The sequence below is a fragment of the Gemmobacter sp. LW-1 genome, assembly GCF_001303875.1.
GTDB classification, from domain to species: Bacteria; Pseudomonadota; Alphaproteobacteria; order Rhodobacterales; family Rhodobacteraceae; genus Gemmobacter; species Gemmobacter caeni.
In genome coordinates, this window is record NZ_LJSC01000045.1 from 63,682 (window position 1) to 89,614 (window position 25,933).

23 protein-coding genes are annotated in these 25,933 nt (G+C 65.8%); 12 read left to right on the forward strand and 11 right to left on the reverse strand.

Annotated features, from left to right (window positions below; all coding sequences use genetic code 11):
* Positions 1-12 precede the first annotated feature (12 nt).
* The 6 genes from AO684_RS12780 to AO684_RS12805 form a co-directional block, all read right to left on the reverse strand.
* The gene (locus AO684_RS12780; RefSeq protein WP_054303131.1) at positions 13-813 is read right to left on the reverse strand and encodes an ATP-binding cassette domain-containing protein; all 801 of its coding nucleotides are present in this window, start codon (positions 811-813) and stop codon (positions 13-15) included.
* Positions 806-1,675 carry an ABC transporter ATP-binding protein gene (locus tag AO684_RS12785; RefSeq protein WP_054303132.1) on the reverse strand — a complete coding sequence of 290 codons (870 nt, stop codon included), beginning with the start codon at positions 1,673-1,675 and terminating at the stop codon, positions 806-808. The genes AO684_RS12780 and AO684_RS12785 overlap by 8 nt, the downstream gene beginning before the upstream one ends.
* Positions 1,672-2,532 (reverse strand): ABC transporter permease, encoded by an 861-nt coding sequence (locus AO684_RS12790; RefSeq protein WP_054303133.1) that lies wholly within the window; start codon positions 2,530-2,532, stop codon positions 1,672-1,674. Before AO684_RS12790 ends, AO684_RS12785 begins: the two co-directional genes overlap by 4 nt.
* The gene (locus AO684_RS12795; protein ID WP_054303134.1) at positions 2,525-3,532 is read right to left on the reverse strand and encodes an ABC transporter permease; all 1,008 of its coding nucleotides are present in this window, start codon (positions 3,530-3,532) and stop codon (positions 2,525-2,527) included. Before AO684_RS12795 ends, AO684_RS12790 begins: the two co-directional genes overlap by 8 nt.
* A 99-nt stretch (positions 3,533-3,631) precedes the next feature.
* The gene (locus tag AO684_RS12800) at positions 3,632-5,152 is read right to left on the reverse strand and encodes an ABC transporter substrate-binding protein (protein WP_054303135.1); all 1,521 of its coding nucleotides are present in this window, start codon (positions 5,150-5,152) and stop codon (positions 3,632-3,634) included.
* A gap of 44 nt (positions 5,153-5,196) precedes the next feature.
* On the reverse strand, positions 5,197-6,765 hold the full coding sequence (locus AO684_RS12805; RefSeq protein WP_054303136.1) for an NAD(P)/FAD-dependent oxidoreductase: 1,569 nt from the start codon (positions 6,763-6,765) through the stop codon (positions 5,197-5,199).
* Positions 6,766-6,877: 112 nt separating this feature from the next.
* On the opposite strand from AO684_RS12805, the gene AO684_RS12810 reads away from it, so the two are divergent.
* From AO684_RS12810 to AO684_RS12835, 6 genes are read left to right on the forward strand one after another with little or no spacing between them, the layout of a single operon-like run.
* A complete protein-coding gene (locus tag AO684_RS12810) occupies positions 6,878-7,669 on the forward strand; it encodes a cyclase family protein (protein WP_054303137.1) in 792 nt (263 codons plus the stop codon).
* Positions 7,670-7,673: 4 nt separating this feature from the next.
* Positions 7,674-9,227, forward strand: a complete 1,554-nt coding sequence (locus AO684_RS12815) for an NAD(P)/FAD-dependent oxidoreductase (RefSeq protein ID WP_054303138.1) — start codon at positions 7,674-7,676, stop codon at positions 9,225-9,227.
* On the forward strand, positions 9,224-9,691 hold the full coding sequence (locus AO684_RS12820) for a MarR family winged helix-turn-helix transcriptional regulator (protein ID WP_054303139.1): 468 nt from the start codon (positions 9,224-9,226) through the stop codon (positions 9,689-9,691). The genes AO684_RS12815 and AO684_RS12820 overlap by 4 nt, the downstream gene beginning before the upstream one ends.
* Positions 9,692-9,737: 46 nt before the next feature.
* Positions 9,738-10,328, forward strand: a complete 591-nt coding sequence (locus tag AO684_RS12825; protein WP_054303140.1) for a VOC family protein — start codon at positions 9,738-9,740, stop codon at positions 10,326-10,328.
* A 15-nt stretch (positions 10,329-10,343) separates the two neighbouring features.
* The gene (locus tag AO684_RS12830; protein ID WP_054303141.1) at positions 10,344-12,488 is read left to right on the forward strand and encodes an indolepyruvate ferredoxin oxidoreductase subunit alpha; all 2,145 of its coding nucleotides are present in this window, start codon (positions 10,344-10,346) and stop codon (positions 12,486-12,488) included.
* Positions 12,485-14,035, forward strand: a complete 1,551-nt coding sequence (locus AO684_RS12835; RefSeq protein ID WP_054303142.1) for an indolepyruvate oxidoreductase subunit beta family protein — start codon at positions 12,485-12,487, stop codon at positions 14,033-14,035. Before AO684_RS12830 ends, AO684_RS12835 begins: the two co-directional genes overlap by 4 nt.
* A 70-nt stretch (positions 14,036-14,105) precedes the next feature.
* Here the strand turns inward: AO684_RS12835 and AO684_RS12840 are convergent, their stop codons facing one another.
* The 3 genes from AO684_RS12840 to AO684_RS12850 all read right to left on the reverse strand — a co-directional run bounded on the left by AO684_RS12840 (position 14,106) and on the right by AO684_RS12850 (position 16,666).
* The gene (locus AO684_RS12840; RefSeq protein ID WP_054303143.1) at positions 14,106-14,600 is read right to left on the reverse strand and encodes a flavin reductase family protein; all 495 of its coding nucleotides are present in this window, start codon (positions 14,598-14,600) and stop codon (positions 14,106-14,108) included.
* Positions 14,600-15,829, reverse strand: coding sequence for a styrene monooxygenase/indole monooxygenase family protein (locus AO684_RS12845; RefSeq protein WP_054303144.1), 1,230 nt, complete (start codon positions 15,827-15,829; stop codon positions 14,600-14,602). Before AO684_RS12845 ends, AO684_RS12840 begins: the two co-directional genes overlap by 1 nt.
* Positions 15,830-15,898: 69 nt before the next feature.
* Positions 15,899-16,666 carry an SDR family oxidoreductase gene (locus AO684_RS12850; protein WP_054303145.1) on the reverse strand — a complete coding sequence of 256 codons (768 nt, stop codon included), beginning with the start codon at positions 16,664-16,666 and terminating at the stop codon, positions 15,899-15,901.
* A gap of 107 nt (positions 16,667-16,773) precedes the next feature.
* Here AO684_RS12850 and AO684_RS12855 point away from each other — a divergent pair, with 107 nt between their 5' ends.
* A complete protein-coding gene (locus tag AO684_RS12855; protein WP_054303146.1) occupies positions 16,774-17,823 on the forward strand; it encodes an AraC family transcriptional regulator in 1,050 nt (349 codons plus the stop codon).
* Between the two features lie 54 nt (positions 17,824-17,877).
* Here AO684_RS12855 and AO684_RS12860 read toward each other — a convergent pair whose 3' ends face one another.
* Positions 17,878-19,653, reverse strand: coding sequence for a calcium-binding protein (locus tag AO684_RS12860; RefSeq protein ID WP_054303147.1), 1,776 nt, complete (start codon positions 19,651-19,653; stop codon positions 17,878-17,880).
* A gap of 140 nt (positions 19,654-19,793) precedes the next feature.
* Between AO684_RS12860 and AO684_RS12865 the strand changes: the two genes are divergently transcribed.
* Genes AO684_RS12865 through AO684_RS12880 form a run of 4 tightly spaced genes read left to right on the forward strand, consistent with a single transcriptional unit; the run spans position 19,794 to position 24,236 of the window.
* On the forward strand, positions 19,794-20,495 hold the full coding sequence (locus tag AO684_RS12865) for a Crp/Fnr family transcriptional regulator (RefSeq protein WP_054303148.1): 702 nt from the start codon (positions 19,794-19,796) through the stop codon (positions 20,493-20,495).
* 3 nt (positions 20,496-20,498) lie between these two features.
* Entirely contained in the window at positions 20,499-22,310 is a 1,812-nt protein-coding gene (locus AO684_RS12870) for a CHASE2 domain-containing protein (protein WP_054303149.1), read from the forward strand.
* Positions 22,311-22,314: 4 nt separating this feature from the next.
* The gene (locus AO684_RS12875; RefSeq protein ID WP_054303150.1) at positions 22,315-23,379 is read left to right on the forward strand and encodes a P1 family peptidase; all 1,065 of its coding nucleotides are present in this window, start codon (positions 22,315-22,317) and stop codon (positions 23,377-23,379) included.
* A gap of 35 nt (positions 23,380-23,414) precedes the next feature.
* On the forward strand, positions 23,415-24,236 hold the full coding sequence (locus tag AO684_RS12880; RefSeq protein ID WP_054303151.1) for a 2-dehydro-3-deoxygalactonokinase: 822 nt from the start codon (positions 23,415-23,417) through the stop codon (positions 24,234-24,236).
* Between the two features lie 3 nt (positions 24,237-24,239).
* Here the strand turns inward: AO684_RS12880 and AO684_RS12885 are convergent, their stop codons facing one another.
* Positions 24,240-24,716 carry an Rrf2 family transcriptional regulator gene (locus tag AO684_RS12885; protein ID WP_054303152.1) on the reverse strand — a complete coding sequence of 159 codons (477 nt, stop codon included), beginning with the start codon at positions 24,714-24,716 and terminating at the stop codon, positions 24,240-24,242.
* Positions 24,717-24,836: 120 nt separating this feature from the next.
* Here AO684_RS12885 and AO684_RS12890 point away from each other — a divergent pair.
* The coding region (locus AO684_RS12890) for an ABC transporter transmembrane domain-containing protein (RefSeq protein ID WP_255349801.1) at positions 24,837-25,933 on the forward strand (1,097 nt) is incomplete at its 3' end.

The following is a 25,933-nucleotide window of genomic DNA, read 5'->3' on the forward strand; positions in this document are numbered from 1 at the left end:
GGGTTTTTCGTTTCAGATCCACCGCTGATCCGGGTCGGGCAGCGGAATTGCCTCAAGCAGTTCGCGAGTATAGGCCGCCTGCGGATCGGCAAACAGTTCGGCGGTCTGCCGCAGTTCCACGATCTCGCCGCGATACAGCACCATGATGCGGTGACAGAGTCTGCGGATCACGCTCAGGTCATGGCTGATAAAGGCCAGTGTCAGCCCAAGTTCGCGCACCAGATTCTCCAGCAGCCGCAAGACCTGCGCCTGGCTCGAAACGTCCAGCCCCGAGACGATTTCATCGGCCAGAATGAACTCCGGCTCCAGCGCGATGGCACGGGCGATCCCGACGCGCTGCCGCTGCCCGCCTGACAGTTCGTGCGGATAGCGCTGCGCAAAGCCGCGCGGCAGGCCGACGTGATCCAGCGCCTGCATCACCCGCGCCTCTACCCGGTCGAACCCGTGCAGGCGCAAGGGGCCTGCGATGATCTGGCCGACCCGATGCCGGGGATTCAGGCTCGACATCGGGTCCTGAAAGATCATCTGGAACCGCCGCCGGTGCGGGCGCAGCGCCTCCTCTCCCAGATGAGTAATGTCCTGCCCGTCGAAGCGGATGCTGCCGCCCGAGGGTTCCAGAAGCCGGATCAGAGCCCGACCCAGCGTCGATTTTCCGGAGCCGGAGCCGCCGACAATACCGATGATCTCGCCCTTGGCGATTGAAAAGCTCAGCCCCCGAAGCACCTCGATCCGCGGAGCCACGCCCAGCAAAGGTTTTCGCGTCATATCGGCCAGCGAGAGGCGCAGATTTTCCACCGTGTAAAGCTCAGCCATGATGCGCCTCGTCATAAGCGGCGATTTCGGCCCGCAGGCCGGCGATGATGGCCTCCGGCACCGGGGTCAGCGACCCTTCGGGATCGGTGTATTTTGGCGTCGCCCCCAGCAATGCGGCCGAATAAGGATGCGAAGGCGCGGCAAAGAAATCGCGCACCGTGCTCTGTTCCAGAATGCGGCCAGCATAAAGCACCGACAGGCTCTGACAGACCTTCGAAACCACGCCAAGATCATGCGTCACGAACAGAAGCGCCGTGCCATGCCGGGCCTGCATTCCCGCGATCAGGCGCAGGATCTGCTTTTGCACCGTCACATCCAGCGCGGTGGTCGGCTCGTCGGCTACAATCAGCTTGGGCTCTGCCGCGAAGGCGCTGGCGATCAGGATACGCTGCCGCATTCCGCCCGAAAGCTCGTGCGGATACTGCCGCATCACGCGTGCCGGATCATTGATCTGCACCTCGCCCAGCAGATCCAGCGCGCGCGCCTCCGCCTCGGCCCGTTTCCAGCCCAGAATATCGACCAGCCGGTCGGTAATCTGCGGCCCGATCCGGCGCGAGGGGTTCAGCGCGGTCAGCGGGTCTTGCGGGATCAGCGCGGCCAATCCGCCCACCCGCTTGCGCCGCGCAGCAGGCGGCAGCGCCAGCAGATCCACGCCATCCAGCCAGATCTCGCCGCCCGCGATCTCTACCGCGCGCGGCAGGATGCCCAGAACGGCCTTGCCGATCATGCTTTTCCCCGCACCGCTCTCGCCCACCAGCCCGTGCACCTCGCCCGCGCTGACCTCCAGCGAGACATCGCGCAACAGCGGCGCACGGTTGTCGCGCAGGCGCAGCGTCAGGTTCTTCACAGACAGAAAGCTCATCGCAGCACCGGGTCAAAGCGGTCCTTCAGCCCCTCGCCCAGTTGCGAGAAGGCCAGAACGGTGAGGAACAGCGTGATCAGCGGGAAAACCAGCACCCACCACGCCTGATAAACGCTGGCGCGGCCCTCGGCGATCATGCCGCCCCATGTGGGATCGTCGGTGGAAATCGACAGGTTCACGAAGCTCAGGATCGCCTCGACGATCACCGCAATGCCCATTTCCAGCGTCAGCAGCACCACGATGGTCGGCAGCACATTAGGCAGGATTTCCCGCAGCATGGTGCCGATGCGCCCGCGCCCCGCCACCTGCGCCGAGGCGACGTAATCCATCGCCCCCTGCGCCATGGCTTCGGCCCGCACCACACGGGCGAAACGGGTCCAGTCGATGATGACGATGGCAAGGATGATCGAATGCAGCCCTGGCCCGATCACCGCAATCAGCAGGATCGAGAACAGCACCGGCGGAAAGGCCATCCAGATGTCAATGAGGCGCGAGATCACCAGATCGACCCAGCCCCGCAGGAACCCGGCCATCAGCCCGAGAGCCGAACCTATGATACAGGTGATGCTGCCCGCCACCAGCGCCACCACCAGCGCCAGACGCGCGCCATAGATGATCCGGCTCAGCACATCGCGGCCAAGGCTGTCAGTGCCCAGCCAGTAACCAGCCTCGGCGCCCTTTTCCCAGAACGGGGGCAGACGGGTCAGGAACAGATCCTGCGCCAACGGGTCTTGCGGCGCCACCAGTGGCGCGAACACCGCCGCGAGCAGCAGCAGCGCTAGCCAGCCCCCCGCCAGCCAGAGCCGCGTTCCGATCCGGCGCTTCACCGCACCGCGGCCATCGGTCAGATCAGCCATGACGCAACCTCGGGTTCAGCACGGTGTAAAGCAGATCCACCACCAGATTGACGGCGGTGAAGATGACCGCGAACAGGATCACGATGCCCTGGATCAGCGGCAGATCGCGGTTGATCACCGCATCAATCGCCATGTTGCCCAGACCTTCATAGGAAAACAGCCGCTCCACGATCACCGTGCCGCCGATCAGGAAGGTGAACTGCACGCCGACCAGCGTCAGCGTCGGCAGGATGGCATTGGGCAACGCCTCACGCGTGATGACGTGGTTCTCGCCATAGCCCTTGGTGCGGCTCAGCGTGACGTAATCGAGATGCATGGTTTCCTTCAGGCTCTGCTTCAGCAACTGCCCGATGATCGCCGCCAGCGGAATGGCCAGCGCCAGCGCGGGCATCAGCATATGGCTCACGATGTCGGCCCAGAGGTCAAAGCGCAGCCGGAACAGGCTTTCGAACAGGTAAAACCCGGTCGTGAACGGCAGTTCCAGCGAGGGCGTGACGCGCCCCGAGATATGGAAGACCGGCATCAACACCCCGAACAGCAGGATCAGGGCCAGTCCCCACAGGAAATCCGGCACCGAAAGCGCCATGCCATTCGCCACGTCGATGGCACCCTCCGCCCTGGTCCCGCGCAACCGCGTGCCGGTCAGCGCCGCAGTGCCACCGATGGCCACCGCCATTACCAGCGCCATGATCGAAAGCTCCAGCGTCGCGGGCAAACGACCCAGCACCAGATCCAGCACCGGCTGGCGCGTGGTAATCGAAGTGCCGAAATCACCGTGCAGCACGCCCTGAACCCAGATCAGGAATTGCGCCGGGATGGATTTGTCCAACCCGTAAAGCGCGGTCAGCCGCGCCACATCCGCCTCGGTCGCACCCGGCGGAAGCATCATCGCCACCGGATTGCCGGGCACCACGCGGATAACGACGAAGACGATCACGGCCACCCCGATCAGGGTCACCGCCGTCGTGCCGATCCGCGCGATCAGTTTCTGCCAGAACACATGCCTCTCCTGCCCACGCCCGAACGCGGCCTGCTTTCATCTTGGTTCAAATATCCCACAGGGGGTGTGGGGGACGTGAAGTCCCCCACGGCCGACGGCTCAGCCCCGCGTCATCAGATGCGGCAAGAGCGCGCCCGAGGCATGGGGCACAACCTTGACACCCGGCGCATGCAGGATCGGCTGCACATATTGCAGCAGCGGAATGACCAGCGCATTTTCGGCGATGTAGCGATCCACCGCTTTCCAGCCTTCGATGCGCTTGGCCTCGTCCGCCTCACCCCAGAGCGGCGCAATCTTCTCGATCAGATCGGCGCCATCCCAAACCGAATGCGGCGAGGGGCCGAACATCGCAAAGCCGGTCGAGGTGGTCGGATCGCCCACCGAATTGCCCCAGTTGTAGAAGGCTGCTGGGGCAAGCTGGTCGGCGGCGCGCAGTTCATAGTGCTTGGCGATCTCGTAAACCTCGATCTCCGCCTCGATCCCCACCTTGCGCCACAGGCCGACGATGGCCTGCACCATCTCGTAATCCTTCGGCTTGAAGCCCTTGGTGGTCTGGATCTTGAACTTCACCGGATTCTCCGGGCTGTAGCCCGAGGCCGCCAGCAGTTCCTTCGCCTTCTCCGGGTCGTAGCCAACCTTGATGGAGGGGTCATAGGCCTCGTATTCCGGGGTTTGCAGCGTGTCGATGGCAACGCCATAGCCCGAAAGCAGCCGGTCGATGATGGTTTGCTTGTCAATGGCCAGTGCGGCGGCCTTGCGGACATTCGGGTCCAGCATCACGTCGATATCGTTGAGGAAGATCATTCCGATATCGGAAACCGGCGTCGCAACCCCGGCCAGCGGGCCGTTCTTCAGCCGGTCATATTCCTCATAGGGCATTTCCAGCGTGACGTGGGCATTGCCCGATTCCACCTCGGCCACGCGGGCGGCGGAATCGGTCACGAACTTGATCGTCACCGTCTTGAACTCGGGCGCGCCACCCCAATAGGCCTCATTCGCTTTCAGGCGGACATAGGCGTTGCGCTCGAATTTCTCGACCATATAGGGGCCGGTCCCGATCGGCGCGGCCTCGAAGCCCTCGGCGCCGACCTTTTCGTAGTAGGCTTTCGGCAGCACATAGCCGGTCAGGAAGTACATCCACTTGAAGATCGTCGGGTCGAACTGCGCCACATCGGCGATGACCTTGTTGCCCTCGACCCGGTGGTTCTTCAGCGTGCCCCAGACGAACTGGATGGGCGAGCCGGTATCGGGGTTCGCCACACGGGCGAGGCTCCAGGCCACGTCCTCGGCGGTGAAATCGGACCCGTCATGCCATTTCACGCCCTCGCGCACGGTCATCCAGACCTGCGTGCGGTCGTCGTTCCAGCCCCATTCCGTCAGCAGGCCGGGGGCGGGGCTGAGGTCGGGCTGTTGCAGGATGTACTGGTCGAACACCGACTGGTAGATGCCCTGGATCGTCGGGTTCACCGCCGAGGGGCCGACGGTCGGGTCCCAGCTTGGCAGAGTGACGTTATAGGCGATCACCAGTTCATCGATGGCGGCCAGCGCGGGAAGGCCGGTCAGCGAAAGCGCTGCCCCGGCGGCGGAAAGCTTCAAAAGGCTGCGACGGTTGAGATTCATGGTTTTCCCTGTTGGTTGATGGCTTTGTTATTGTTTTTATGTCGTTATTTTCCGGCGAGTTTCTGTGCCAGAAGAAAGCCCGATCCGGCCCCGGTTCCCGCGCCGGGCCAGACGGCCGCGCCGGTAAGGAACAGGTTCCGGATCGGAGTTGACCCGTCCGCATGGGATCGGACGGGGCGGAAGAGGAAGTTCTGACTCAGGTGCTGGCTGCCGCAAATCTGATCGCCGCCGACCAGATTGGGGTTTTCCGCCTCCAGTTCGGCCGGGGTGACGATGCGGCGCGCGAGAATCTTTGACCGGAAGCCCGGCGCATAGCGTTCAAGGATGTCCAGCGCACGCTCGGCAAAGGGTTCCGCCGCCGTGGCCCAGTCGGTCGCGGCGATCTCACCCTTGGCGTCGCCCCGGATGGTGCCCGGCGCCATGCGGACCTGAAGCCAGATCACATGTTTGCCCGCCGGTGCACGGGTCGGGTCTTGCCCGGTCGGCTGGCCCACCACGAGGATTGGCTCATCCGGCAGAAGCCCCGCCTGCGCCTGTTGGTAGGTCCGCGCCATCTGATCAAGCGAAGGCGCCAGATGCACATAGGCGAAATCACGCAGCGCGCCGCCCGCTGCCCAGTCAGGCAGGTCACTGGCAGCGATATGGATCATCATCGTGCCCGGCGCATGGGCGTAATCGGCCATCGCCCGGTCAAAGCCCGGCTCGGTGCCGCCGGTCAGCTTAGGCAAGGCGCGCGGCGCCACCCCGGCGACCACCGCCCGCGACGCGGTGAAGCGACGACCGTCCGCCAGCGTGATGCCGGTCGCCTTGCCGCCCTGATGATCAATCCGCGCAACACGGGCGCCGGTTTCCACGATACCGCCTTTGGCACGAATCATCGCCACCATGGCACGGATGATCGTATCCGCCCCGCCGCGCCCCAGCACCATCCCGAAGGCCTGACCCGCCATCCCCTCCAGATAGGGGAACAGCGCACCGCCCGACACATCGGGGGCGAAATCCAGATGCATGCCCCAGGCGCCCAGCATCGCCCGCACCTTGGGCGAGTCAAAGGTGCGGTCCAGCCAGCGGCGCGGGCTTTCCAGCAGAAAGCGCCCCATGTCCAGCGTGCCGCCGACACCCTTGGCGCGAATCGTTTTGAACATGAACGATGCAAGTGCATACATATTCATGCGACGACCAAGCAGACCGAACAGATGCGGCGCCTCAGCCCCGAAACCGGCCACAAGCTCTTCCCATCGCTTTGCGTCAGCAGGCGATTCCGCCCCGATCCGCGCCAGCGTCTGCGCCATATCGGTGCTGACGCCCAGCCATGTCCCATCCGGGAAGGCCGAGGCGAAGGGCCGCGAAACTGGCACGAATTCAAGACCATGGCCCTGCAATTCCGCGCCGTATTGCTTGAAGAAGGCAGAGCCTGCGAACAGTGACAGGTTCATCGCCGCCCAGTCATGCCGGAACCCCGGCAGCGTATACTCGCCGGTCTTTACAGCTCCACCAGCCATCGGCGCCTGCTCAAAGACGCCGACTTTCCAACCTTTAGCCGCCATATGCACGGCTGCGGCCAGCGCGTTGTGACCCGCGCCGACCAGAATGACATCGAGGCTTTCCGCCATCGTTCTTTGCTCCCTGTCTGACAATGATATTTGCAAATGCATGTAAATCTGTCTAGAGTGATTCTCATGCGATGACCGCCGCCAGATGCGGTCGCCATTCAGGGAGATAGCGATGACTTCTCAGGCTCTTCTGGGCCAGCTCGGCCAAATGATTCTGTCGGGCGGGATCGACGTTGTGGATTGCTCGGGCGTGCTGGGCCCGGAAACCCCGCTTCTGAAATTGCCGCCGGAACTGGCCAAGGATACGCCCCCGATCAAGATTCACCGCATCAGCGAATATGATCAGGACGGGCCGTTCTGGGCTTGGAACTGGCTGGAACTGGGCGAGCACAGCGGCACCCATTTCGATGCGCCGCATCACTGGATTACGGGCAAGGATTATTCCGACGGCTATACCGACACGCTGGACGTGCAGCGCCTCATCGCGCCGGTCAACGTGCTGGATTTCAGCAAGGAATGCGCCGAAAACCCCGACTTCCTGCTGACCATCGACCATGTGAAGGCCTGGGAGGCCACCCATGGCGAGATCAAGGCAGGCGAATGGGTCGTGCTGCGGTCTGACTGGGATCGTTTCGCAGATGACGAGGCGAAGTTCCTCAATGCCGATGCGACCGGCCCGCATACGCCGGGACCGACCGCCGAGGTCATCGACTATCTGATCGCCAAGGGCATCGTCGGCTGGGGCAGCCAGTGCATCGGCACCGATGCGGGTCAGGCCGGTGGCATGAACCCGCCCTTCCCGGCGCATAACCTGCTGCACAAGAACAACCGTTTCGGCCTCGCCTCGCTTGCCAAACTTGACAAGCTGCCGGCGAAAGGCGCGATCCTGATTGCCGCGCCGCTGAAGATCAAGAACGGAACCGGCTCGCCTATCCGCGCGCTGGCGCTGGTGCCGAAGGCGTAACGCCATGGCGGTCGATCATGTCATTATCGGATCGGGCATCAATGCGCTGGTCGCGGCGGCGCTGCTGTCGCTGAAGGGCGACAAGGTGCTGATGCTGGAACGCGAGGACCGCATCGGCGGCTGCCTGCGCACAGACGAACTGATCCCCGGTTTCAGCCATGACGTGATGGCCGCCACTTTCGTTCTGTTCATGACATCCCCGGCGGGGGCCGCGCTTGGCCCCCACCTTGCCCGGCACGGGATGGACTATTGCCATTCCCCGCACCCGACCGCCGTGCTGCGCCCCGATGGAGAGGCGCTGGTGCTGGCGATGGACCGGGCCGAGAATATCCGCCGTTTCAACGCCCTGGCGCCGGGTGACGGCACGCGCCATGGTACTGATGTCGGCGCGATCGAGGCCGATGCACCCTTCCTGTTCTCGCTGCTGGGCGGTGATCTGTGGTCCTGGCCCACGCTAAAGCTGATGTTCGGTCAGGTACGGCGGCGCGGGCTGAAGGGCATGGCCGCATGGTTCGGCAGCGCCCTTGCTCCGGCGCGTGGCTGGCTGGAAACGCAGTATCAAAGCCCGCTGGTGCAGGCGCTTTGGGCGCCCTGGGTGCTGCATTGCGGCCTGACCCCGGAAAGCGCCTATTCCGCCCAGATGGGCAAGGTCATCGCATTCGCTCTGGAAGCTGCGGGCGCCCCCATCGTGAAGGGCGGCGCCGGACAGGCGGCCGAGGCATTCCGCAAGCTGATCGAGGAAAAGGGCGGCACGCTCCGCACCGGCGCTGACGTGGCCCGCATCCTCACTGCCAACGGCCGCGCAACCGGCGTGCGGCTGGCGGACGGCGAGGAGATCGCGGCGAAGAACGTGCTCGCCTCGGTCACGCCGTCGCAGCTTTGGGGCCGCCTGCTGGACGCCCCGCCCGCCGAGGCCGAGGCCACCCGCGCCTTCCGACATGGGCGCGGCGATTTCCAACTGCATTTCGCGCTGGACCGCGCGCCGGAATGGCGCACGCCCGGTCTGGATCAGGTCGCGCTGATCCACCTCAGCGACGGGATCGACGCGGTATCGCGGTCGGCCAACGAGGCAGAGCGCGGACTGCTGCCCGCCGTGCCCACGATCTGCGTGGGCCAACCCTCGCAACTGGACCCGAGCCGCTGCCCGGATGGCAAGGCGGTGCTCTGGCTGCAAATCCCCGACGCACCGCGCGTCATCAAGGGCGATGCGGCGGGGGAAATCACCACCGGGGCCGACTGGACCGAGGCAACCCGCGAAGCTTTTGCCGACCGGATCGAGGCGATCCTCTCGCGTCACATCAAGGATTTCGCCGCGATCAAGCTGGCGCGCCGCGCCTATTCCCCCGCCGATCTTCAGGCGATGAACATGAACCTCGTCGGTGGCGATCCCTATGGCGGAAGCTGCACCATCGACCAGTTCTTCCTCTGGCGCCCCTTCGCGCACAGCCCTGGCGCTTGCCCCATCAAGGGACTCCATCATATCGGAGCCTCGACACATCCCGGACCCGGCCTTGGCGGCGGATCGGGGTTCAACGCGGCAAAGAGGCTTGGTGCATGAGTGATGATGAAACCCTTCCCCGGCTGGGCGAGATCGGGCTGACCAACTTCGCGCCCTATCTGATGAACCGGATCATGGGCCGGTATAACGCGGGCTTCCGCGACGAAATGGCGGCACTGGGTCTGACGACGCCGAAGGCACGGGTTCTGGCTTCGCTGGCGGTGGTGGACGGGCCGGTGATCCGCGATCTGGCGGTCTACACCGTCACCGAACAAAGCACGCTGTCGCGGGCACTGGACCAGCTTGCCACCGAAGGGCTGGTGCGGCGCGAGGCCGACCCGCAGGACAGCCGCGCCACCCGCATCTTCATCACCGATGCAGGTCGCGCCGCCTTCGACAGCCTCTGGCCCCATATGGTCGAGGCGGAACGCAACCTGTTTCGCGGCATCCCCGACAAGGACCGCCGCGCGTTTGTCGCCACACTTCAGCAGATACTGGCGAACATCCGCAAACACGAATTCTGAGGCTGCCCGAAGAAGCGGCCCGTTCACCCGACAGGAGAAGTTAGGAATGAAATTCGCCGCTCTCGCCGTCGTCTCTGCCGCGCTTGTCGCGGCTTCAGCCAGCGCCGATCCCCTGCCCGGCATGCGTGGGATCAACCATATCGGCCTGACGGTGCCAGATCTGGCAGAGGCAGAGACCTTTTTCACCGATGTTCTGGGCTGCCAGAAGGCAATGTCCTTCGGCCCGTTCCGTGACGATACCGGCTCTTTCATGCAGGATCTGCTGAACGTCGATCCGCGCGCGGTGATCGAACAGATCACGCTTCTGCGCTGCGGCTTCGGCTCCAACATCGAGCTATTCAAGTATACCGCACCGGATCAGGCCACCGTCACGCCGCGTAACAGCGACATCGGCGGGCATCACATCGCCTTCTACGTCGATGACATCGCAGCGGCGGCCGAGGATCTGAAGGCCCGTGGCATCCGCACCCTGATGGGCCCGCTGCCTGTCAGCGAAGGCCCGGCGGCGGGTCAGTCGATCCTGTATTTCTATGCGCCCTGGGGTTTGCAGATGGAGCTGATCTCCTTCCCGCAGGGCATGGCCTATGAAAAGGACGGTGGCCCTGTCCTGTGGTCGAACACCGAACCTTCCAAGTAAGAACGGAGAGCGCGAATGGCCGAACGGTCTTTCAAGGCGGAGGTAGAGCATCTGCGGCTGGGCGCCGGCCAGACCTTCACGGGCGAAGGCATCCTCGCCATTACCAAGGCGCTGCTGGAAAATGGCGTGGGGTATGTCGGCGGCTATCAGGGCGCGCCCATCAGTCACCTGATGGATGTGCTGGCCGATGCCGAGGAATTGCTGACCGAACTGGGCGTCCGGTTTGAGGCGAATGCTAACGAGGCCGCAGCGGCGGCAATGCTGGCAGCCAGCGTACATTACCCGATCCGCGGCGCGGTCACCTTCAAGGGGCCGGTCGGCGTCAACGTCGCCTCGGACGCGCTGGCGAACCTCAGCGATTCCGGCGTGAAGGGCGGCGCGCTGGTCATCGTGGGCGAGGATTACGGCGAAGGTTCCTCGATCATGCAGGAACGCAGCCATGCCTTTGCGATGAAATCGCAGATCTGGCTGCTGGACCCGCGTCCCAACCTGCCCTCCATCGTCAAGGCGGTGGGCGACGGGTTCGAACTGTCAGAGGCGTCGAACACGCCGGTCATGCTGACCGTGCGCATCCGGTCCTGCCACGTCACCGGCACGTTTGAAACCCGTGACAACCAGCAGCCTGCCCTGACGGTGCGCGATGCGCTGGCCAATCCGCAAAGCGATTTCCAGCGGGTCGTTCTGCCGCCGTGGACCTACCGGCACGAGCAGGAAAAGATCGACGTGCGCTGGCCCGCCGCCGAAAAATTCATCCGCGAACGCGGCCTGAACGAGCGTTTCGGCAAGGAGGGCCCGGTCGGTCTGGTGGTGCAGGGCGGCATGTACAACAGCGTCATCCGCGCCTTGCAGCGGCTGGGCCTTGCCGATCTGCACGGCAAGACCGAACTGCCGCTATATGTGCTGAACGTGACTTATCCGCTGGTCTCGTCCGAGTTTCTGGATTTCTGCGAGGGCAAGCGCGCCGTTCTGGTGATCGAGGAAGGCCAGCCCGAATTCATCGAACAGCAACTGGCGACCTATCTCTACCGCGCCAAAAGTAACGTGCGGCTGCATGGCAAGGACATCCTGCCGATGGCGGGGGAATATACCGGGCAGGTGCTGCTGGACAGCCTGACCGCCTTCTTCCGCGAAGAGGCCGAGGATTTGCTGCCCGGTCAGGTGCGTGCGCCGAACTTCACCGCGCCCGCCATTCCCGACCTGTCGAAAACGGTGCCGATCCGCCCGCCGGGCTTCTGCACCGGCTGCCCCGAACGCCCGATCTTCGCCGCGCTGAAACTGGCGCAGAAGGAAACCGGCAAGGTGCAGATCACGGCGGACATCGGCTGTCACCTGTTCGCCTCGCTGCCACCGTTCGAGGTGGGCGGCTCGACCATGGGTTACGGGCTTGGCCCCGCCTCCAACGCCGCGTTTGATGGTGGTGGCGAACGCCGCGCGCTGTCCATCGTGGGCGATGGCGGGTTCTGGCACAACGGCCTTTCGTCGTCGATCGGGAACATGGTGTTCAACAAGTCGGATTCCGTGGCGGTGGTGGTGGACAACTACTATTCCGCCGCGACCGGCGGGCAGGACATCCTGTCGTCTCGGGCGAAGAACGATACCAAGGCCACCAACAACCCGATTTCCCGCGCGCTGGAAGGCGTGGGGGTGAAATGGGTGCGGCAGGTCAACCGCACCTATGACGTGCCCGGGCTGAAGAAGCTGTTCATCGAGGCGCTGACGACCGAGGAAAAGGGGCCGAAGGTCATCGTCGCCTCGTCGGAATGCATGCTGAACAAGCAGCGCCGCGAAAAGCCCCTGCGCGCCAAGGCCATCAAGGAAGGTCGCCGGGTCGAGGCACCGCGCTTTGGTGTCGATGAGGCCGTCTGCACCGGCGACCACGCCTGCATGCGGCTGTCTGGCTGCCCGTCGCTGTCCCTGAAAACGCTGGATGATCCCCTGCGCGATGATCCGGTCGCCAGCATCGACCAGACCTGTGTCGGCTGCGGCAACTGCGGCGAGGTGGCGGATGCCGCCGTGCTTTGCCCCAGCTTCTATCGCGCCGATGTGGTGCATAATCCCGGCGCATGGGAAAGCCGCTGGGCCGCCTTCCGCGCCCGCGTCATCGGCTGGCTGCAATCGCGCCGCGCCGCCAGCCGCCTGACTTTCGGAGAAACCGCATGACCGTGCAGCAAAGCCTCGCGCCCCGCCAGCCCGACCCGGCACTGGGGCAGATCATCAAGCTCGCCTGTCTGGCCGTCGGTGGCCAGGGCGGCGGTGTGCTGACCGGCTGGATCGAGGATCTGGCCCGCGCCAATGGCTATGCGGCGCAGGCGACCTCGGTCGCCGGGGTGGCACAGCGCACCGGCGCGACGATCTACTATGTCGAGATGGCACCCTATAATGGCGGGCCGATGCCGGTGTTTTCGCTCGCCCCCGCTTCGGGCGATGTGGACATCATGATCTCGGCCGAGATGATGGAGGCCGGACGCGCCATCATGCGCGGCTTTGTCACGCCGGACCGCACGACGCTGATCGCCTCCACCCACCGGGCGCTGGCCGTGTCGGAAAAGATGGTGCCCGGCAATGGCATCGCCTCGTCCGAAGAAGTGCGCGCGGCGGCCGAAGTCGCGGCGCAGCGGCTGATCCTTGCGGATTTCGAAGGGCTGGCGGTCAAGGTCGGTTCGGTGATCTCGGCCAGCCTGTTCGGCGGTCTTGCCGGATCGGGCGCCCTGCCTTTCCCGCGCGAGGCATTCGAGGATGCGATCCGTGCAGGCGGCAAAGGGGTGGAGGCCAGTCTCCGCGCCTTCGCCGTGGGTTATGAGGCCGCGCAGGCCGGTGTCGCCCCGGCTCCCGTGGCAGCACCCAAAAACCATGCGCAGGTCGTGCCGCAGGGCAGTGCCAAACTTCAGGCCGAATGGAACCGCCTGACCGGCCGTATCACGGCCCTGCCCGCTGAGGTGGCCGAGCTGGCGCTGCCCGGTCTGCGCAAGGTGGTGGAATTTCAGGATCTCGCCTATGGCGCCGCCTATCTGGACCGTCTGGAGATGCTGGTCCGGCAGGACCGCGCCGACAAGGCTCATGCCTTCAGCCGCGAGGCCGCGAAATACCTGGCGAATGCCATGGCCTATGACGATGTGATCCGCGTCGCTGATCTCAAGACCCGCGGCGAGCGCTTCAGCCGCATCCGCCGCGAGATGGGTGCGAAAGACGGCAATCTCATGCATCTGACCGAATTCATGCACCCCGGCCCGGCCGAGATTGCCGGGATGCTGCCCGCCGGGATCGGCCGCAAGGTGCAGGACAGCCCGGCCTGGATGGCGCGTCTGGACCGCTGGTTCAACAAGGGCCGCCGCGTACGCACCGATACGATACCCAGCTTCCTGATGCTCTACACTCTGGGGGGCCTGCGCGGCTGGCGGCTGAAATCGCTGCGCCATGCCGAAGAGATGGCGCATATGGAGCGCTGGATTTCCCGCGCGACGGCGGCTATGGGCCGGAACTACGATCTGGCGGTGGAAATCGTGAAATGCCGCCGTCTGGTGAAGGGCTATTCCGACACCCATGCGCGCGGCCAGTCGAAATTCGACCGCGTGCTCGCCGGGATCGCGCTGATTGAAGCGCGCGAGGATGCCGCCGACTGGGCCCGCCGGTTGCGCGAGGCAGCGCTGCTGGATGAAGAGGGCAAGGCGCTGGATGGCGCGATCGACACGATCCGCAGCTTCGCCTGACAGCGAAGGGCCGCAGCTTCGCCTGAAGTCTGGACCGGAAACAGAAAAGGCGCCCCGTGGGGCGCCTTTGTCATTTCAGCGGCGAAAGCCGGTGAAAGCGCCGCTGTTCATAGAGCAAGGGTGGCCCGTCAGCGCTGCGCATCTCGACGATATGCCCGATGAAGATGATATGGCTTGCCGCCTCCATCACTTCGGCCACATCGCAGGACAGCGAGACGGTCGCATCCGCCAGAACCGGAAGGCCACGGCTGTCGGCCTGCCAGTCGCCTTCGGTGAACTTGTCCTCGCCCGTCACGCCACCCACCCCCGCAAAACGCAGCGCCAGTGCGTCGGCGGCGTCTGACAGAAGGTTCACGTTGAACCGCCCGTCCTCGCCCACCGCCGCGCAGGTGCCGGTGGCCCGGTTCAGACAGACCAGCACGCTGGGCGGTTCGGCCGTCACCGAACAGACGGCCGTTGCGGTGATGCCGCGCCGCTCCGCCCCGGCCAGCGCGGTGACAATCGTCACCGCCCCCGGAAAGCGCCCCATGGCGCTGCGAAAGCTGTCCGTATCAACCACACCCATCACGCCGCCCTCAGTTCCGCCAGATAGCTGCCCGCCGCCTGCGGATCGGCAAACCACGGGAAGAAATCGCGCGGATCATCAAAGCCGTTGGCAATGCGCTGCGCCAGACGCGGCTCGGCGCAGGCGGTGCCCATGATCTCCAGAATGAAGGGCGGGGGCGGCAGCAGCATCATGTTGGTCCAGCTCACCACCCATTGCGCATAGTCCCAATAGGCGTCGAAGGTGCCCTGCATCCAGGTCTCGTCAAAGGCGCCGTCGCCATGGGCGAGGATGCGCTTCAGATAGACCGCCGCCGCCTTTGAGGCATTGTTGGACCCCTGCCCGGTGATGGGGTCGTTCAGGCAGACCGCATCGCCCAGGCCCAGCACCTTGCGACCCGAAGGCAGTGTCGCCACCGGATGCCGCACGGTCGGCGCGAACCGCCCGGCAAGGATGCCGTTGTCATCGGTCAGCGCGATGTCGCGGCAGCGTTCTGCTTCCCACGGCAGGAAGGTTTCAAGGATCTGTTTCGACATCGCCAGATGCGCCTCGGGCGTCTTCACATCGCCCCAGCAATCCATCGGGCCACCGGGGATACCCTCGAACACCATGATCTCGCAGGGGCCGATGGTGGTCAGCGCCGGGAAGACGAAATACTCGCCCACACCGGGGATCAGGTTGAAACAGACCGCCGAATGGTCAGCGCGCGGGGTCATGCCGGTCACATAGGTCAGCGCCAGCGCCCGCATCGGCTTGTCATAGGCCGATTTCACCTCATCGCGGGTGAACAGCTTGCCGATTTCGCCCTTGCCCGAAGCCACGATCACCAGATCGTCGGTGCGGGTATAATGCTCCAGCTCGGCAATCCCGGCGTCGGCGATGACCATCTGGCCGCCCAGCCGCGTGAACTCGGCCATCCAGCGCGGAATCTTCACGCGCTGGTCCACCGAATAGGCATTGCGATCCAGCCGCCCGGCCCAGTCCACCGCCTTGCCCGATCCATCCGGCGCCGGCACCGCAAAGCTGATGCCCTCGACCGGCGGGCAGGTGTCGGACCAGAAGTCGATGCCCAGATCGCGCTCGTTCTGCACGGCGGTATGGAACATGCATTGCGACGACAGCACCCGGCCCGAGGCGATGTCCTCCGCCGTCCGGTTCTGCACGATCCGCACCTGATGCCCGGCCTTCAGCAGCCCGATACCCAGTTGCAGCCCCGATTGCCCACCGCCGATGATGGTGATTTTCCGCATTTTTGTCTCCCTGTCTTTATCTTGGTTCAAATATCCCCGCCGGAGGCAGCCGACGGCCCAGCCCGGCGCCTATTCCATGAGTTTAGGGATGGCGGGCACCGCCTGTTCCGGCCCCATGGCGGTATAGCCGCCGTCCACGCAAAGGTCGGTGCCGGTGATGAAGGTCGCCTCGTCTGACAGCAGGAAAGCCACAGCGCTTGCCACTTCCTCGGGGTCGCCGGTGCGGCCAAGCAGGTGGAAGGGCGCGGCCACGCGGTCGGTCTTGGCGCGGTCGCCGCCGGTCAGCTGATCCATGATGTTCGACCAGGTCCAGCCGGGCGAAACGGCGTTGACCCGAATGCCCTCGGGCGCCAGATCCATCGCCTGATTGCGCGTCAGTTGCAGGATGGCAGCCTTCGACACCGGGTAAAGCCAGCGCCCGGTCTGCGCCACCCGCGACGAGATTGACCCGAAATTGACGATGGCCCCCCTGTTGCGCGCCAGTTCCTCGCGCGCCACCTGCATCAGCATGACGGACCCCACGATGTTCACATCCAGCGCCTCCAGCCATTCGGCACGCGGGCTGGCGGCGCCGTTATCCAGATAGGAGCAGGCAACATTCACCAGAAAGTCGATGCGGCCAAACCGTTCCTTCGTTGCCGCAACCAGCGCTGCAATATCGGCATCGCTGCGCAGATCGCAGCGGCAATAGCCCAGGTCCGCAGCCTCGGTTCCGCCGTCCGCCAGATCGGCCACCATCACCCGGCAGCCCTCGGCGCGCAGACGTTCGACCACGGCCTGCCCGATCTTCGTGGCACCCCCTGGAACGATGGCCGTCTTTCCCTGCAATCCGCGCATGGTCGTCTCCCTGTTTGTTTTGAATTTGAAGCAGCCTCCGGCAGCGCGCCCGCGCCCGCTATCCGCCAAAAGCGCGGACTATCCGCAAAACGAAAAAATCGACGGGAATGCTGCGCGCAGGCACCCAAAGCGTGTTACGCTTCACCATGGAGGGCACCTGGATGCTGGACCATGCGCCGCGGCCGCTGGCCGCGCATCTCTTGTTCGAAAGCCGCGATCTGGACGAGGCGCGGGACAAGGTTGCGCGCGTGTTCTGCCCGCATCGGCTCGATACCGTGCGCGGCAGGTTCCATGCCCGCCAGCACCATCTGCCGGGCGAGAAGCTGTCGCTGAACTACATCGAATATGGCGCCAAGACGATGATCGCGCCGGGCGCGCTGCGCGATTTCTATCTGGTGCAGATCCCGCTGTGTGGCGGGGCGTCCATCGTCAACGGCGGCGACCGCTACACCAGCGACCCGGGCCGCGCGGCGGTGCTGAACCCCCATCGGGAAACCACGATGATCTGGGAGGAAGGCACCCGGCAGGTCCTGTTGCGCATCGACCGGGCGGCGATGCAGTCGCATCTGTCGCGCCAGCTTGGCGCCCCCGCATCGGCGCCAGTCACCTTTCAGGGTGCGCTTGATCTGCGCAGCGGGGCGGGGGCGGCGCTGCGGCGGCTGGTGCTGTGGCTGGTGGCAGAGGCGGATGACGGCGCGGCGCCCCTGACCGGGCTGATGGGGCGACAACTGGAGGAAACGCTGCTTTCCGGCCTGCTGGATGCGCATCGCCACGATTATGCCGCGCATCTGGGCCGCAGCCGTTCCGCGCCGCGACCCCGCCACCTGAGGCTGGCCGAAAGCTTCATCGAGGCGCATCTGGATCAGCCGATCACGCTGGAGGATGTGGCCGAGGCCGCGGGGACCAGTGCGCGCAACCTGCAACTCGCCTTCCGCCAGCATCGCGGCACCACGCCCCTGGCCTTCTGGCGCGACCGGCGGCTGACGCGCGCGCATGCCGATCTGATTGCCGCTGCGCCCGGAACCCGTGTCACCGATGTGGCGCTGCGCTGGGGGTTCGCGCATTTCGGCCGCTTTGCCGAAAGCTATCGCCTGCGGTTCGGCCTGACCCCGCGCGATACGCTGCGGGCGGCGCTGGGGCCAGGATATCAGGATTGAAACGCCGAACCCCCGGCCCGCAGGCCGGGGGCGGCAGCCCATCCTCCGAGGGGATCAGAGGAAGAAATTGGCTGCTGTCAGTTCGTGGATGCCGTCGAGGCGGATCACCAGATCGGCCACGCCGTCGCCATCCACATGCGCCTCCACGAAGGTATTGCCGTCCTGCACGAAACTGCGCACCGTGCCCGCGCCGCTGCCGAACTGCACGAAGGCAAAACCCTGATCGCCCGCCAGTGCCGGATTGGTGTCGATCCGGCCCAGATAGATCAGATCCTCGGCATCGCTGAAGTCGGTGATACGGTCGAACCCGCCGGGTGTGTTCGGCGATTCTGCTGTGAAGTCAAAGACAAACCGATCCGCCCCCGCGCCCCCGGTCAGAACATCGGCCCCCAGACCGCCGGTCAGGATGTCGCGGCCCTCCCCACCCGAGATCACATCATTCTCGGCGCCACCGGACAGCACGTCATCCCCGGCATCGCCTTGCAGGCGGTCGATGCCGTCCCCACCGGACAGCGTGTCATTCTCGTTGCCACCGACCAGCGTATCGTTGCCCGCACCGCCATCCAGCCGATCCGCACCGGCCTCGCCGAACAGACGGTCGTTTTCGGTGCCACCCCGCAGCTGATCGTTGCCATTGCCGCCCAGCAGCAGGTCAGCGCCCTCGCCGCCATCCTGAACGTCATTTCCTTCACCACCACGCAGGGTATCGGCCCCGCCTGCGCCGGTCAGCCGGTCATTCCCGTTGCCGCCGTCCAGAACATTGTTCTGGCTGTCGCCGGTGATCGCATCTGCATTGCCGGTGCCGATGACATTTTCAAACCCGGTGTACTGGGTATTGGCGAAGCGCCCGTTCACATTGATCGTGTTGATCGCCCCCGCAAGGGTGAAGAACTGGGTCAGGCCGGTGAAGTCGATGGTATCGGTGCCCACGCCACCATTGATGAAATCGGCGTCGCTCCGGTTGTCGGCCCGCACCAGATCATCGCCGGTGCCCGCGTCGATCCGGTCATTGCCGCCGCCCCCCTGAATGGTGTCATTGTCGGTGCCGCCCGAGATGGTGTCATTGCCGAAACCGCCAAAGATCACGTCACGGCCGCTGTCGCCGATGATCTGGTCATCGCCATCGCCACCATCCAGCAGATCATTTTCCGAACCGCCATAGAGAACGTCATTCTCTGTGCCGCCATACATCGTATCCCGGCCGGTTCCCCCGAACAGGACGTCGGTGCCGCTGTCCCCCATCAGGCTGTCGTCCCCGCTGTCACCGATCAGCCGGTCACGGTCAGCGCCACCAAAGATCGTGTCATTGCCGGTGTCGCCGTCCAGCGTGTCATTGCCCCCGGCCCCCGAAACCCTGTCGCGTCCATCGCCGCCCAGGATCACGTTCACCCCGTTATTCCCTGCGAGGATGTCATTGTGCCGCGAGCCGGTGAGGTTCTCGATATTGCGCAGCACATCCCCTTCGGCAAAGCCGCCGGATTGCGCCCCGGTGCGGGTCAGGTTCACGTTCACAGCAGCGGTAGAGGCGGTGTAATCCACCAGGTCGATATCGGTGCCGCCGTCGATGGTGTCGCGTCCCTCGCCCGCGCGGATCGTATCATTGCCCGCCTCACCAAGGATCGAGTCGTTGCCCGAACCGCCGATCACGCCGCTGCCATCCTCGATGACATCGTTGCCGCTGCCCGCGAAAACGGTGTCATCGCCATCGGTGATCAGGATGCGGTCATTGCCGCCCAGCGCCGAAATCTTATCATTGCGGAAGCCGGGAATGCCAAGGGTGAAGCGGTCGTCCAGGAAGTTCGAAAGGTCGTTGCCAATGATGTCGGCCATGATCGTTTCTCCATCGTGCCGGGTTACTTGCTGCGATCACATTGACGCAGGGCGGTCGCCTGCGCTGTTCCCGGCGGAACAGGCTTGCCCAAGCCCGGCGGATCGGCGCAGCATGGGACAACCGATGCCCGGAGACCGCGATGGAACCCCCTTTGCCCCGCCCCGCATTCTGGCGGTCTTTCGAAATGTTCTCGGGCCTGCCATCCGAGGCACTGGCGGCGCTGGCCGCCACTGCGCGCCGTCACTGCTGGCAGCCCGGCGAGGTGCTGTTTCAGCGTGGCGAGCCGGGGGAGTGGATGCTGGCACTGGCGGATGGCCGGGTGAAGCTGACGCTGCTGACCCCGCAGGGGCGCGAACTGATCCTGCGCCATGCCGAGGCGGGCGATACCCTGGGTGAATTTGCCCTGATCGACGGCGAGCCCCGCTCTGCCGATGCTACCGCCGTCGCTCCGACGGAAGGCTGGCTGCTGGAGCGCGCGCGTTTCGCCGAACTGGCAGAGGCACATCCCGCCCTTGGCATGGCGGCCGCGCGCTACTTCTGCCGCCGTCTGCGCGAGACCACGGATCAGCTGGAAGGCATTGCGCTTTACCAGCTTGAAGCGCGTCTGGCGCGGTTCCTTCTGTTCACTTTGCACCAGATCCATGGCGAGGCCCCGCCGCCCGAGGCCCCCCTGCGGCTGGAGATCAGCCAGACCGAGCTTGCCGCCGTTCTGGGCGCCAGCCGCCCCAAGGTGAACCGCGCGCTGATGGCCTTGCAGGCGGCAGGGGCGCTCAGCCGCGACGGCGGGGTCTGGCACTGTCGCACCGCCGCCCTTGCCCTTCTGGCAGAGCCGGAGGGCTGAGCCTTGTCGCGCAACCTCTGGTCTGCGGCGGTTCTTGCGGCCTGCCTCGCCGTCGCGGCCTTGCTGGTGCTTTCGCCCCCCTGGCTTGCCCTGTGGCAGGAAAGGATTTTTGACCGCCTGATGCTGACCCTGCCGCCCGCCACCCCGGCGCAGCCTGTGACGGTCATCGACATCGGCGCCACCGATGATCTGGGGCAGCCCTGGGATCGCACCGCCACCGCGCGGCTGGTGGCGCGGATCGTGGCGGCGAAACCGCAGGCGACCGGCTTCGATATCGTCTTTTCCGGTGCCTGCGACCGCCCGGTGAATGCCGCTCTGGCGCATGGCTTCGCGCAGGCGCGTTCCGTGCTGGGATTTCTGCTGGCCGCCACACCCGGTGGCGCCCTGCCACCCGATAATCTGGCCGTCGCCGAGGGCACCGCGCTCTGGTCCGCAGCCGGGGCCGAGACACCCTGCCCTGCCTTCACCGCAGCCGCGACCACCGTGGCCAGCGTGGCCCTTCCCGGCGACGGCGACGCCGCCGTACGGCGCCTGCCTGCGGCGGTCTCTGTCGACGGAATGGCCTATCCGTCACTCCCGGTCGCACTGGCCCGGCTGGCACATGACGGATCCGGTCCGCTGCTCACCGCAAGGGCACTGCGGCTTGGCAAGACCCTGCTGCCCGTCTCCGGCGGCATGATGCGCTTTGTCCCCTCCGCTCCCGATCACTGGATTGGCCGCACGCTCCCCGCAGCAGGCGTGCTTTCGGGCGAGTTCCGGCTGCCGGAGGATGCGCTGATCCTTGTCGGCTCCAGCCTGCCCGAGGCGGGTGGCCTGCGTCCCACGGCGGCGAGTCCGGTCGCGCCCTCGGTGCAGATCATGGCCGATATGACCGAACAGATTCTTGCCGGGCACCTGCCCTGGCGCCCCGACTGGGGCAAGGCCGCCGAGGCGCTGGTGGTGCTGGTGCTGGGTCTGGCCGGGCTTTGGCTGCTGGCCACCCTGCCGCCCGTGGGCGCCAGCCTCATCCTGGCAGCGGGTGGCCTGCTCTGGGCCGGGGCCGTCATGCTGCTGTGGCGCAGCAGCGGCCTGCTGCTTGATCCCGTTTCGCCGCTGTTGGCCGCCTTCGGGGCGCTGGCGCTGGCGCTGCTCTCCCGCGCCGCGCTGGCCAGCCGGGCCGAGCGTGCCCTGCGCGCCCGCATGGCGCAGCTTGTTCCGCCCGCGCTGGTTTCCCGCATCGCCGCTGACCCCGGCCTGATGCGGCTGGAGGGCGAGCTGCGCGAGGTTACCGCCCTGTTCACCGACATCGAAGGCTTCAGCATCGCCACCGCCGAAATGGGCCCGCGCGAGATGGTCGCCCTGCTGGATGCCTATTTTGCGCTGACCTGCGGCATCGTGCTGAAACACGGCGGCATGATCGACAAGCTGGTGGGCGATTCCGTACATGCGCTGTTCAACGCGCCACTGGACCAACCGGGGCATGAAGCTGCGGCGCTGGCCTGCGCCGCCGATCTGATGTCGGCGACAGAACGGTTTCGCACCACCCACGGTGGTTTCGGCCGCACCCGGATCGGGCTGGAAACCGGCCCGGCGGTGCTGGGCGATGTGGGCCATGGCGGGCGCATCGACTATACTGCCCATGGCGCAGCGGTGAACCTTGCCGCCCGCCTGCAAGAGGCAAACAAGCGCTTCGGCACCGCCTGCTGCATCGGCCCCGAACTGGCCCGCCGCTGCCCCGAGACCGTGCGCCCTCTGGGCGAAGCCGACATCCGCAGCTTTGGCCCCCTGCCGCTTTACACCCTGCGGACCCCCGCATCCCATTCCCCGGAGAAGTGACCCGATGACCCGACCACCCCGCGCCCGCGACCTTGGCCTGCCGTTCCCCGGCACGCCCGGCCCGCTGAATGCCATCACCGATGTGCCGGGGGTGGAGGTCGGCTTCTGCACGCTGACCGATCCCACCCGCGACTTGCGCACCGGCGTCACCGCCATTCTGCCACGCGGCAAGGGCACCACGCCGATCCCCGTCACCGCCGGTCATTATGCACTGAACGGCAATGGCGAGATGACGGGCACCCACTGGATCGACGATGCGGGCTATTTCCTCGGTCCGGTGATGATTTCCAATACCCATGCCATCGGAGCCTGCCACACCGGCGCCGTACAATGGATGATCGACACCTATGCCGACCATTTCGCCGGGGTCGCCTGGGCCATGCCGGTGGTGGCGGAAACCTATGACGGTATTCTGAATGACATCACCCGACTGAGCGTGACGCCCGACCATGCCCGCGCCGCGCTGGACGCGGCGGTCACCGGGCCGGTGGCCGAAGGCTCGACCGGCGGCGGCAACGGCATGATCGCCTATGAGTTCAAGGGCGGCACCGGCACCGCCTCGCGCCGGGTCGATCTGGGTGGGGAATGGACGGTGGCCGCGCTGGTGCAGGCGAATTTCGGCATCCGACCCTGGCTGACCATCCTCGGCAAGCCGGTCGGGCAGATGCTGACCGGGGACCGGCTGCTGCCGCGCGAAACCGGCTCGATCATCGTGATCCTTGCCACCGACGCGCCGCTGTCGCCGCTTTCCCTGCGCGCGCTGGCGAAACGCGCGGCCATCGGCATCGGGCGCACCGGCACGCCGGGGGGCAACAGTTCGGGCGACATCTTCCTCGCCTTCACTACAGCCAATCCGCAGCCGATGGCCGAGCGTGCCAAGCTGTTGCGCCAGGTGACGGAACTGAACCCGGACCATCTGGACCCGATCTATCTGGCAGCGGTCGAGGCGGTGGACGAGGCCGTGGTCAATGCCATGGTTGCCGGCGAAGACGTGCCGACGATCAAGCCGCGCGGCAAGATCTGTCGTGCCATCGGGCGCGAGCGTCTGGCCGCGCTGTTCCGCGATTGATACATGGCCGGAACCGCAATGCGAAAGGCCAAGGCATGACCCCCGAATGGATCGCCGCCGACTGTACGGCAGACCACCTGCGCCTCTGGGCCATGGGGTCAGAGGGGATTTTTGCCCGCGCAGAGGCCCCGGTCGGGGCCGACCCTCTGGCAACCCTGCACGCGCTGGCCGCACCTTGGCTGACCGAAGGACGGCAGATCGAGGTCATTGCCAGCGGCCTTGCCCCCGTCACTGCCCTGCGCATCGTGCCCTGCACCCCGGTCGCGACCGCTGTACCTGTGCCCTCGGACGATTCCCGCCTGAGCCTGCGGCTTGTGCCCGGCCTGCGACAGGATCGCCCCGCCGATCTGACACAGGGTGCCGAGGTGCGAATTGCAGGGGCGCTGCGGGTGCTGGGCGACTTCGACGGGGTGATCTGCCTGCCGGGTCTCACGACAGTCTGGGCGCATCTGAGCGCGGGCGAGGTCGTCAGTTTTCAAAGCTTCGCGACTGGCAGCCTGCTGGCTGCGCTGACCGGGGATATCGGCGGGCCACTGGAAACCGCCGCTTTTACGGAGGCCCTTGCGACCACGCGCGCGCGGCCCGAGCGGCTGGCCGCCCAGATTGCCAGCCTGAGGGCAGAAAGCCTCCTCTCGGGTCTGTCTGCAACGACACTCCGCTCGCGGGCCACAGGGTTGTTTATTGGCGCCGAACTGACCGCGGCACGCCCCTATTGGCTGGGCCAACGCGTGGTTCTGGCCGGTGAAGGCTCTGAGCCCTATTGTCTGGCTCTGGCAGCCGAGGGCGTTCAGGCCGAAACCCTTCCCGAGGAAGCCTGCATCCTCGCAGGTCTGGCCCTGCTGCACACGGCGGGCTGAGCGTCAGGCTAGGGCATCGTCGCGCGGACATGTCAAACCCCGCGCCGGGCTCATCTCCAGCAATCTGTTCAAACCGCAGTTGCCCTTCACCAGATCGGCCAGCGTCACCATGTCCAGTTCGTGGAAGAACGCCTCCAGCGCGCGGGTCAGGTAATTGCGCAACCGGCAAGTGGCGGTCAGCGGGCAGGTATTGCTGTCCGGATCGAAGCATTCCGCGAAGGGCACGCCACTTTCAAAACTGCGAAACACCTCGCCCACCGAAATTGCCTCCATCGACCGGGCGAGCCGCAAGCCGCCCGCGCGCCCGCGCAGCGTTTCGACATACCCGCCCGCCTGAAGCAGGTTCACCACCTGCAACAGATGATTGACCGAGGCATTGCAGCGTTCGGCGATTTCGGCGGTACGGACGGTGCGGCCCTCGTTCACGGCGCAGAACATCAGCACGCGGGTAGCAAGGTTGGTTCGGGTTGTCAGACGCATGAAAGTCCTGTTGCATGGGCGACTTTACCGCATGTGCCACGAAAGCCCGTCCTTGTATCTGATCCAGATCAGACGGCGGGCAGATAACTGGTATCCGCCCTGTGACTTGAGGATGAAGGGATGCAGCCGGACAGCCGAAGCGGGATGCTCGCACAGGCGATGGCGCCAGAACGGCGGCGCCTGCGACTGGCTGCCGCCATATCGGCGGGGGCCGCGCTGGTCTGGCCGGTGCAGGCTGCTCTGCTGGCATGGTCCATCGGCAGGTTGGTGGCAGATCTGCCGGTGCCGCCGCTGCCCGTGGCGCTGGGATTTGTCTGCCTCGGTCTGCTCCGCATGGCCCTGGGCCTCTGGGCAGAACGGCTGGCGCAAGGGGCTGCCGAAACCATCATCAGCGGCCTGCGCGACCGCATTCTGTGCGCCGAGGCGGCCCGCGCCACCGAGACGGCCTTTGGCGGGCCCGGCTCGGTCGCCGCGCTGGCCAGCGAGAAGCTGGCGATGCTGGCGCCCTGGCTGCTGCGGTATGGCCCTGCCCGCGCCCGTGTCGCGATCGTGCCGCCCATCCTGCTGGTGCTGAGCTTCGGCCAGTGCTGGGCGGCAGGACTGATCCTGCTGATCACCGGCCCGCTGATCCCGCTGTTCATGGCGCTGGTCGGCATGGCCGCGAAAGAGGCCAGCGCCCGCCAGCTTGCAGGGATCGGGACTCTGAACGACCTGTTGGTGGAACGCCTGTCGGCGCTGGCCGACATCCGGTTGCTGGGGGCGGGGCCGCAGGTGGCAGAGGGCTTCGCCAGCGAGGCCGCTACCCTGCGCCAGCGCAGCATGGCGGTGCTGCGGCTCGCCTTCCTGTCTTCGACCGTGCTGGAACTGTTCGCTGCCATCGGCGTGGCGATGATGGCGGTCTATGTCGGGTTTTCGCTGCTTGGCCTGCTGGGTTTCGGCACATGGGGCACGCCGCTGACCCCGGCGCAGGGCATGTTCCTGCTGCTCCTGGCGCCCGAGTTCTATCAGCCGCTCCGCGATCTGGCCGCCGCCTGGCACGACCGGGCCGCCGCAGATGCCCTGCGGGACGAATTGGACCAGTGGCAGGCCGCCCCCGGCCCGGATCGTCCCGGCGCAGGGGGGCGTGCCGAGCCACTGCCCGGCCCGGCCGATCTGAGCCTGACTGGCTGCCACCTGCCTTCCGGCGCCTGCCTGCCCGATATCAGGATCGCGGCGGG

Bases quoted from the DNA above. Each gene is read 5' to 3' on its own strand.
- AO684_RS12865 (WP_054303148.1), top strand. From the start codon at position 19,794: ATGGAACCCCCTTTGCCCCGCCCCGCATTCTGGCGGTCTTTCGAAATG.
- AO684_RS12875 (WP_054303150.1), top strand. From the start codon at position 22,315: ATGACCCGACCACCCCGCGCCCGCGACCTTGGCCTGCCGTTCCCCGGC.
- AO684_RS12805 (WP_054303136.1), bottom strand. From the start codon at position 6,765: ATGGCGGAAAGCCTCGATGTCATTCTGGTCGGCGCGGGTCACAACGCG.
- AO684_RS12860 (WP_054303147.1), bottom strand. From the start codon at position 19,653: ATGGCCGACATCATTGGCAACGACCTTTCGAACTTCCTGGACGACCGC.
- AO684_RS12880 (WP_054303151.1), top strand. From the start codon at position 23,415: ATGACCCCCGAATGGATCGCCGCCGACTGTACGGCAGACCACCTGCGC.
- AO684_RS12820 (WP_054303139.1), top strand. From the start codon at position 9,224: ATGAGTGATGATGAAACCCTTCCCCGGCTGGGCGAGATCGGGCTGACC.
- AO684_RS12835 (WP_054303142.1), top strand. From the start codon at position 12,485: ATGACCGTGCAGCAAAGCCTCGCGCCCCGCCAGCCCGACCCGGCACTG.
- AO684_RS12815 (WP_054303138.1), top strand. From the start codon at position 7,674: ATGGCGGTCGATCATGTCATTATCGGATCGGGCATCAATGCGCTGGTC.
- AO684_RS12850 (WP_054303145.1), bottom strand. From the start codon at position 16,666: ATGCGCGGATTGCAGGGAAAGACGGCCATCGTTCCAGGGGGTGCCACG.
- AO684_RS12785 (WP_054303132.1), bottom strand. From the start codon at position 1,675: ATGAGCTTTCTGTCTGTGAAGAACCTGACGCTGCGCCTGCGCGACAAC.
- AO684_RS12825 (WP_054303140.1), top strand. From the start codon at position 9,738: ATGAAATTCGCCGCTCTCGCCGTCGTCTCTGCCGCGCTTGTCGCGGCT.
- AO684_RS12790 (WP_054303133.1), bottom strand. From the start codon at position 2,532: ATGGCTGATCTGACCGATGGCCGCGGTGCGGTGAAGCGCCGGATCGGA.
- AO684_RS12840 (WP_054303143.1), bottom strand. From the start codon at position 14,600: ATGGGTGTGGTTGATACGGACAGCTTTCGCAGCGCCATGGGGCGCTTT.
- AO684_RS12830 (WP_054303141.1), top strand. From the start codon at position 10,344: ATGGCCGAACGGTCTTTCAAGGCGGAGGTAGAGCATCTGCGGCTGGGC.
- AO684_RS12885 (WP_054303152.1), bottom strand. From the start codon at position 24,716: ATGCGTCTGACAACCCGAACCAACCTTGCTACCCGCGTGCTGATGTTC.
- AO684_RS12810 (WP_054303137.1), top strand. From the start codon at position 6,878: ATGACTTCTCAGGCTCTTCTGGGCCAGCTCGGCCAAATGATTCTGTCG.
- AO684_RS12780 (WP_054303131.1), bottom strand. From the start codon at position 813: ATGGCTGAGCTTTACACGGTGGAAAATCTGCGCCTCTCGCTGGCCGAT.
- AO684_RS12800 (WP_054303135.1), bottom strand. From the start codon at position 5,152: ATGAATCTCAACCGTCGCAGCCTTTTGAAGCTTTCCGCCGCCGGGGCA.
- AO684_RS12855 (WP_054303146.1), top strand. From the start codon at position 16,774: ATGCTGCGCGCAGGCACCCAAAGCGTGTTACGCTTCACCATGGAGGGC.
- AO684_RS12845 (WP_054303144.1), bottom strand. From the start codon at position 15,829: ATGCGGAAAATCACCATCATCGGCGGTGGGCAATCGGGGCTGCAACTG.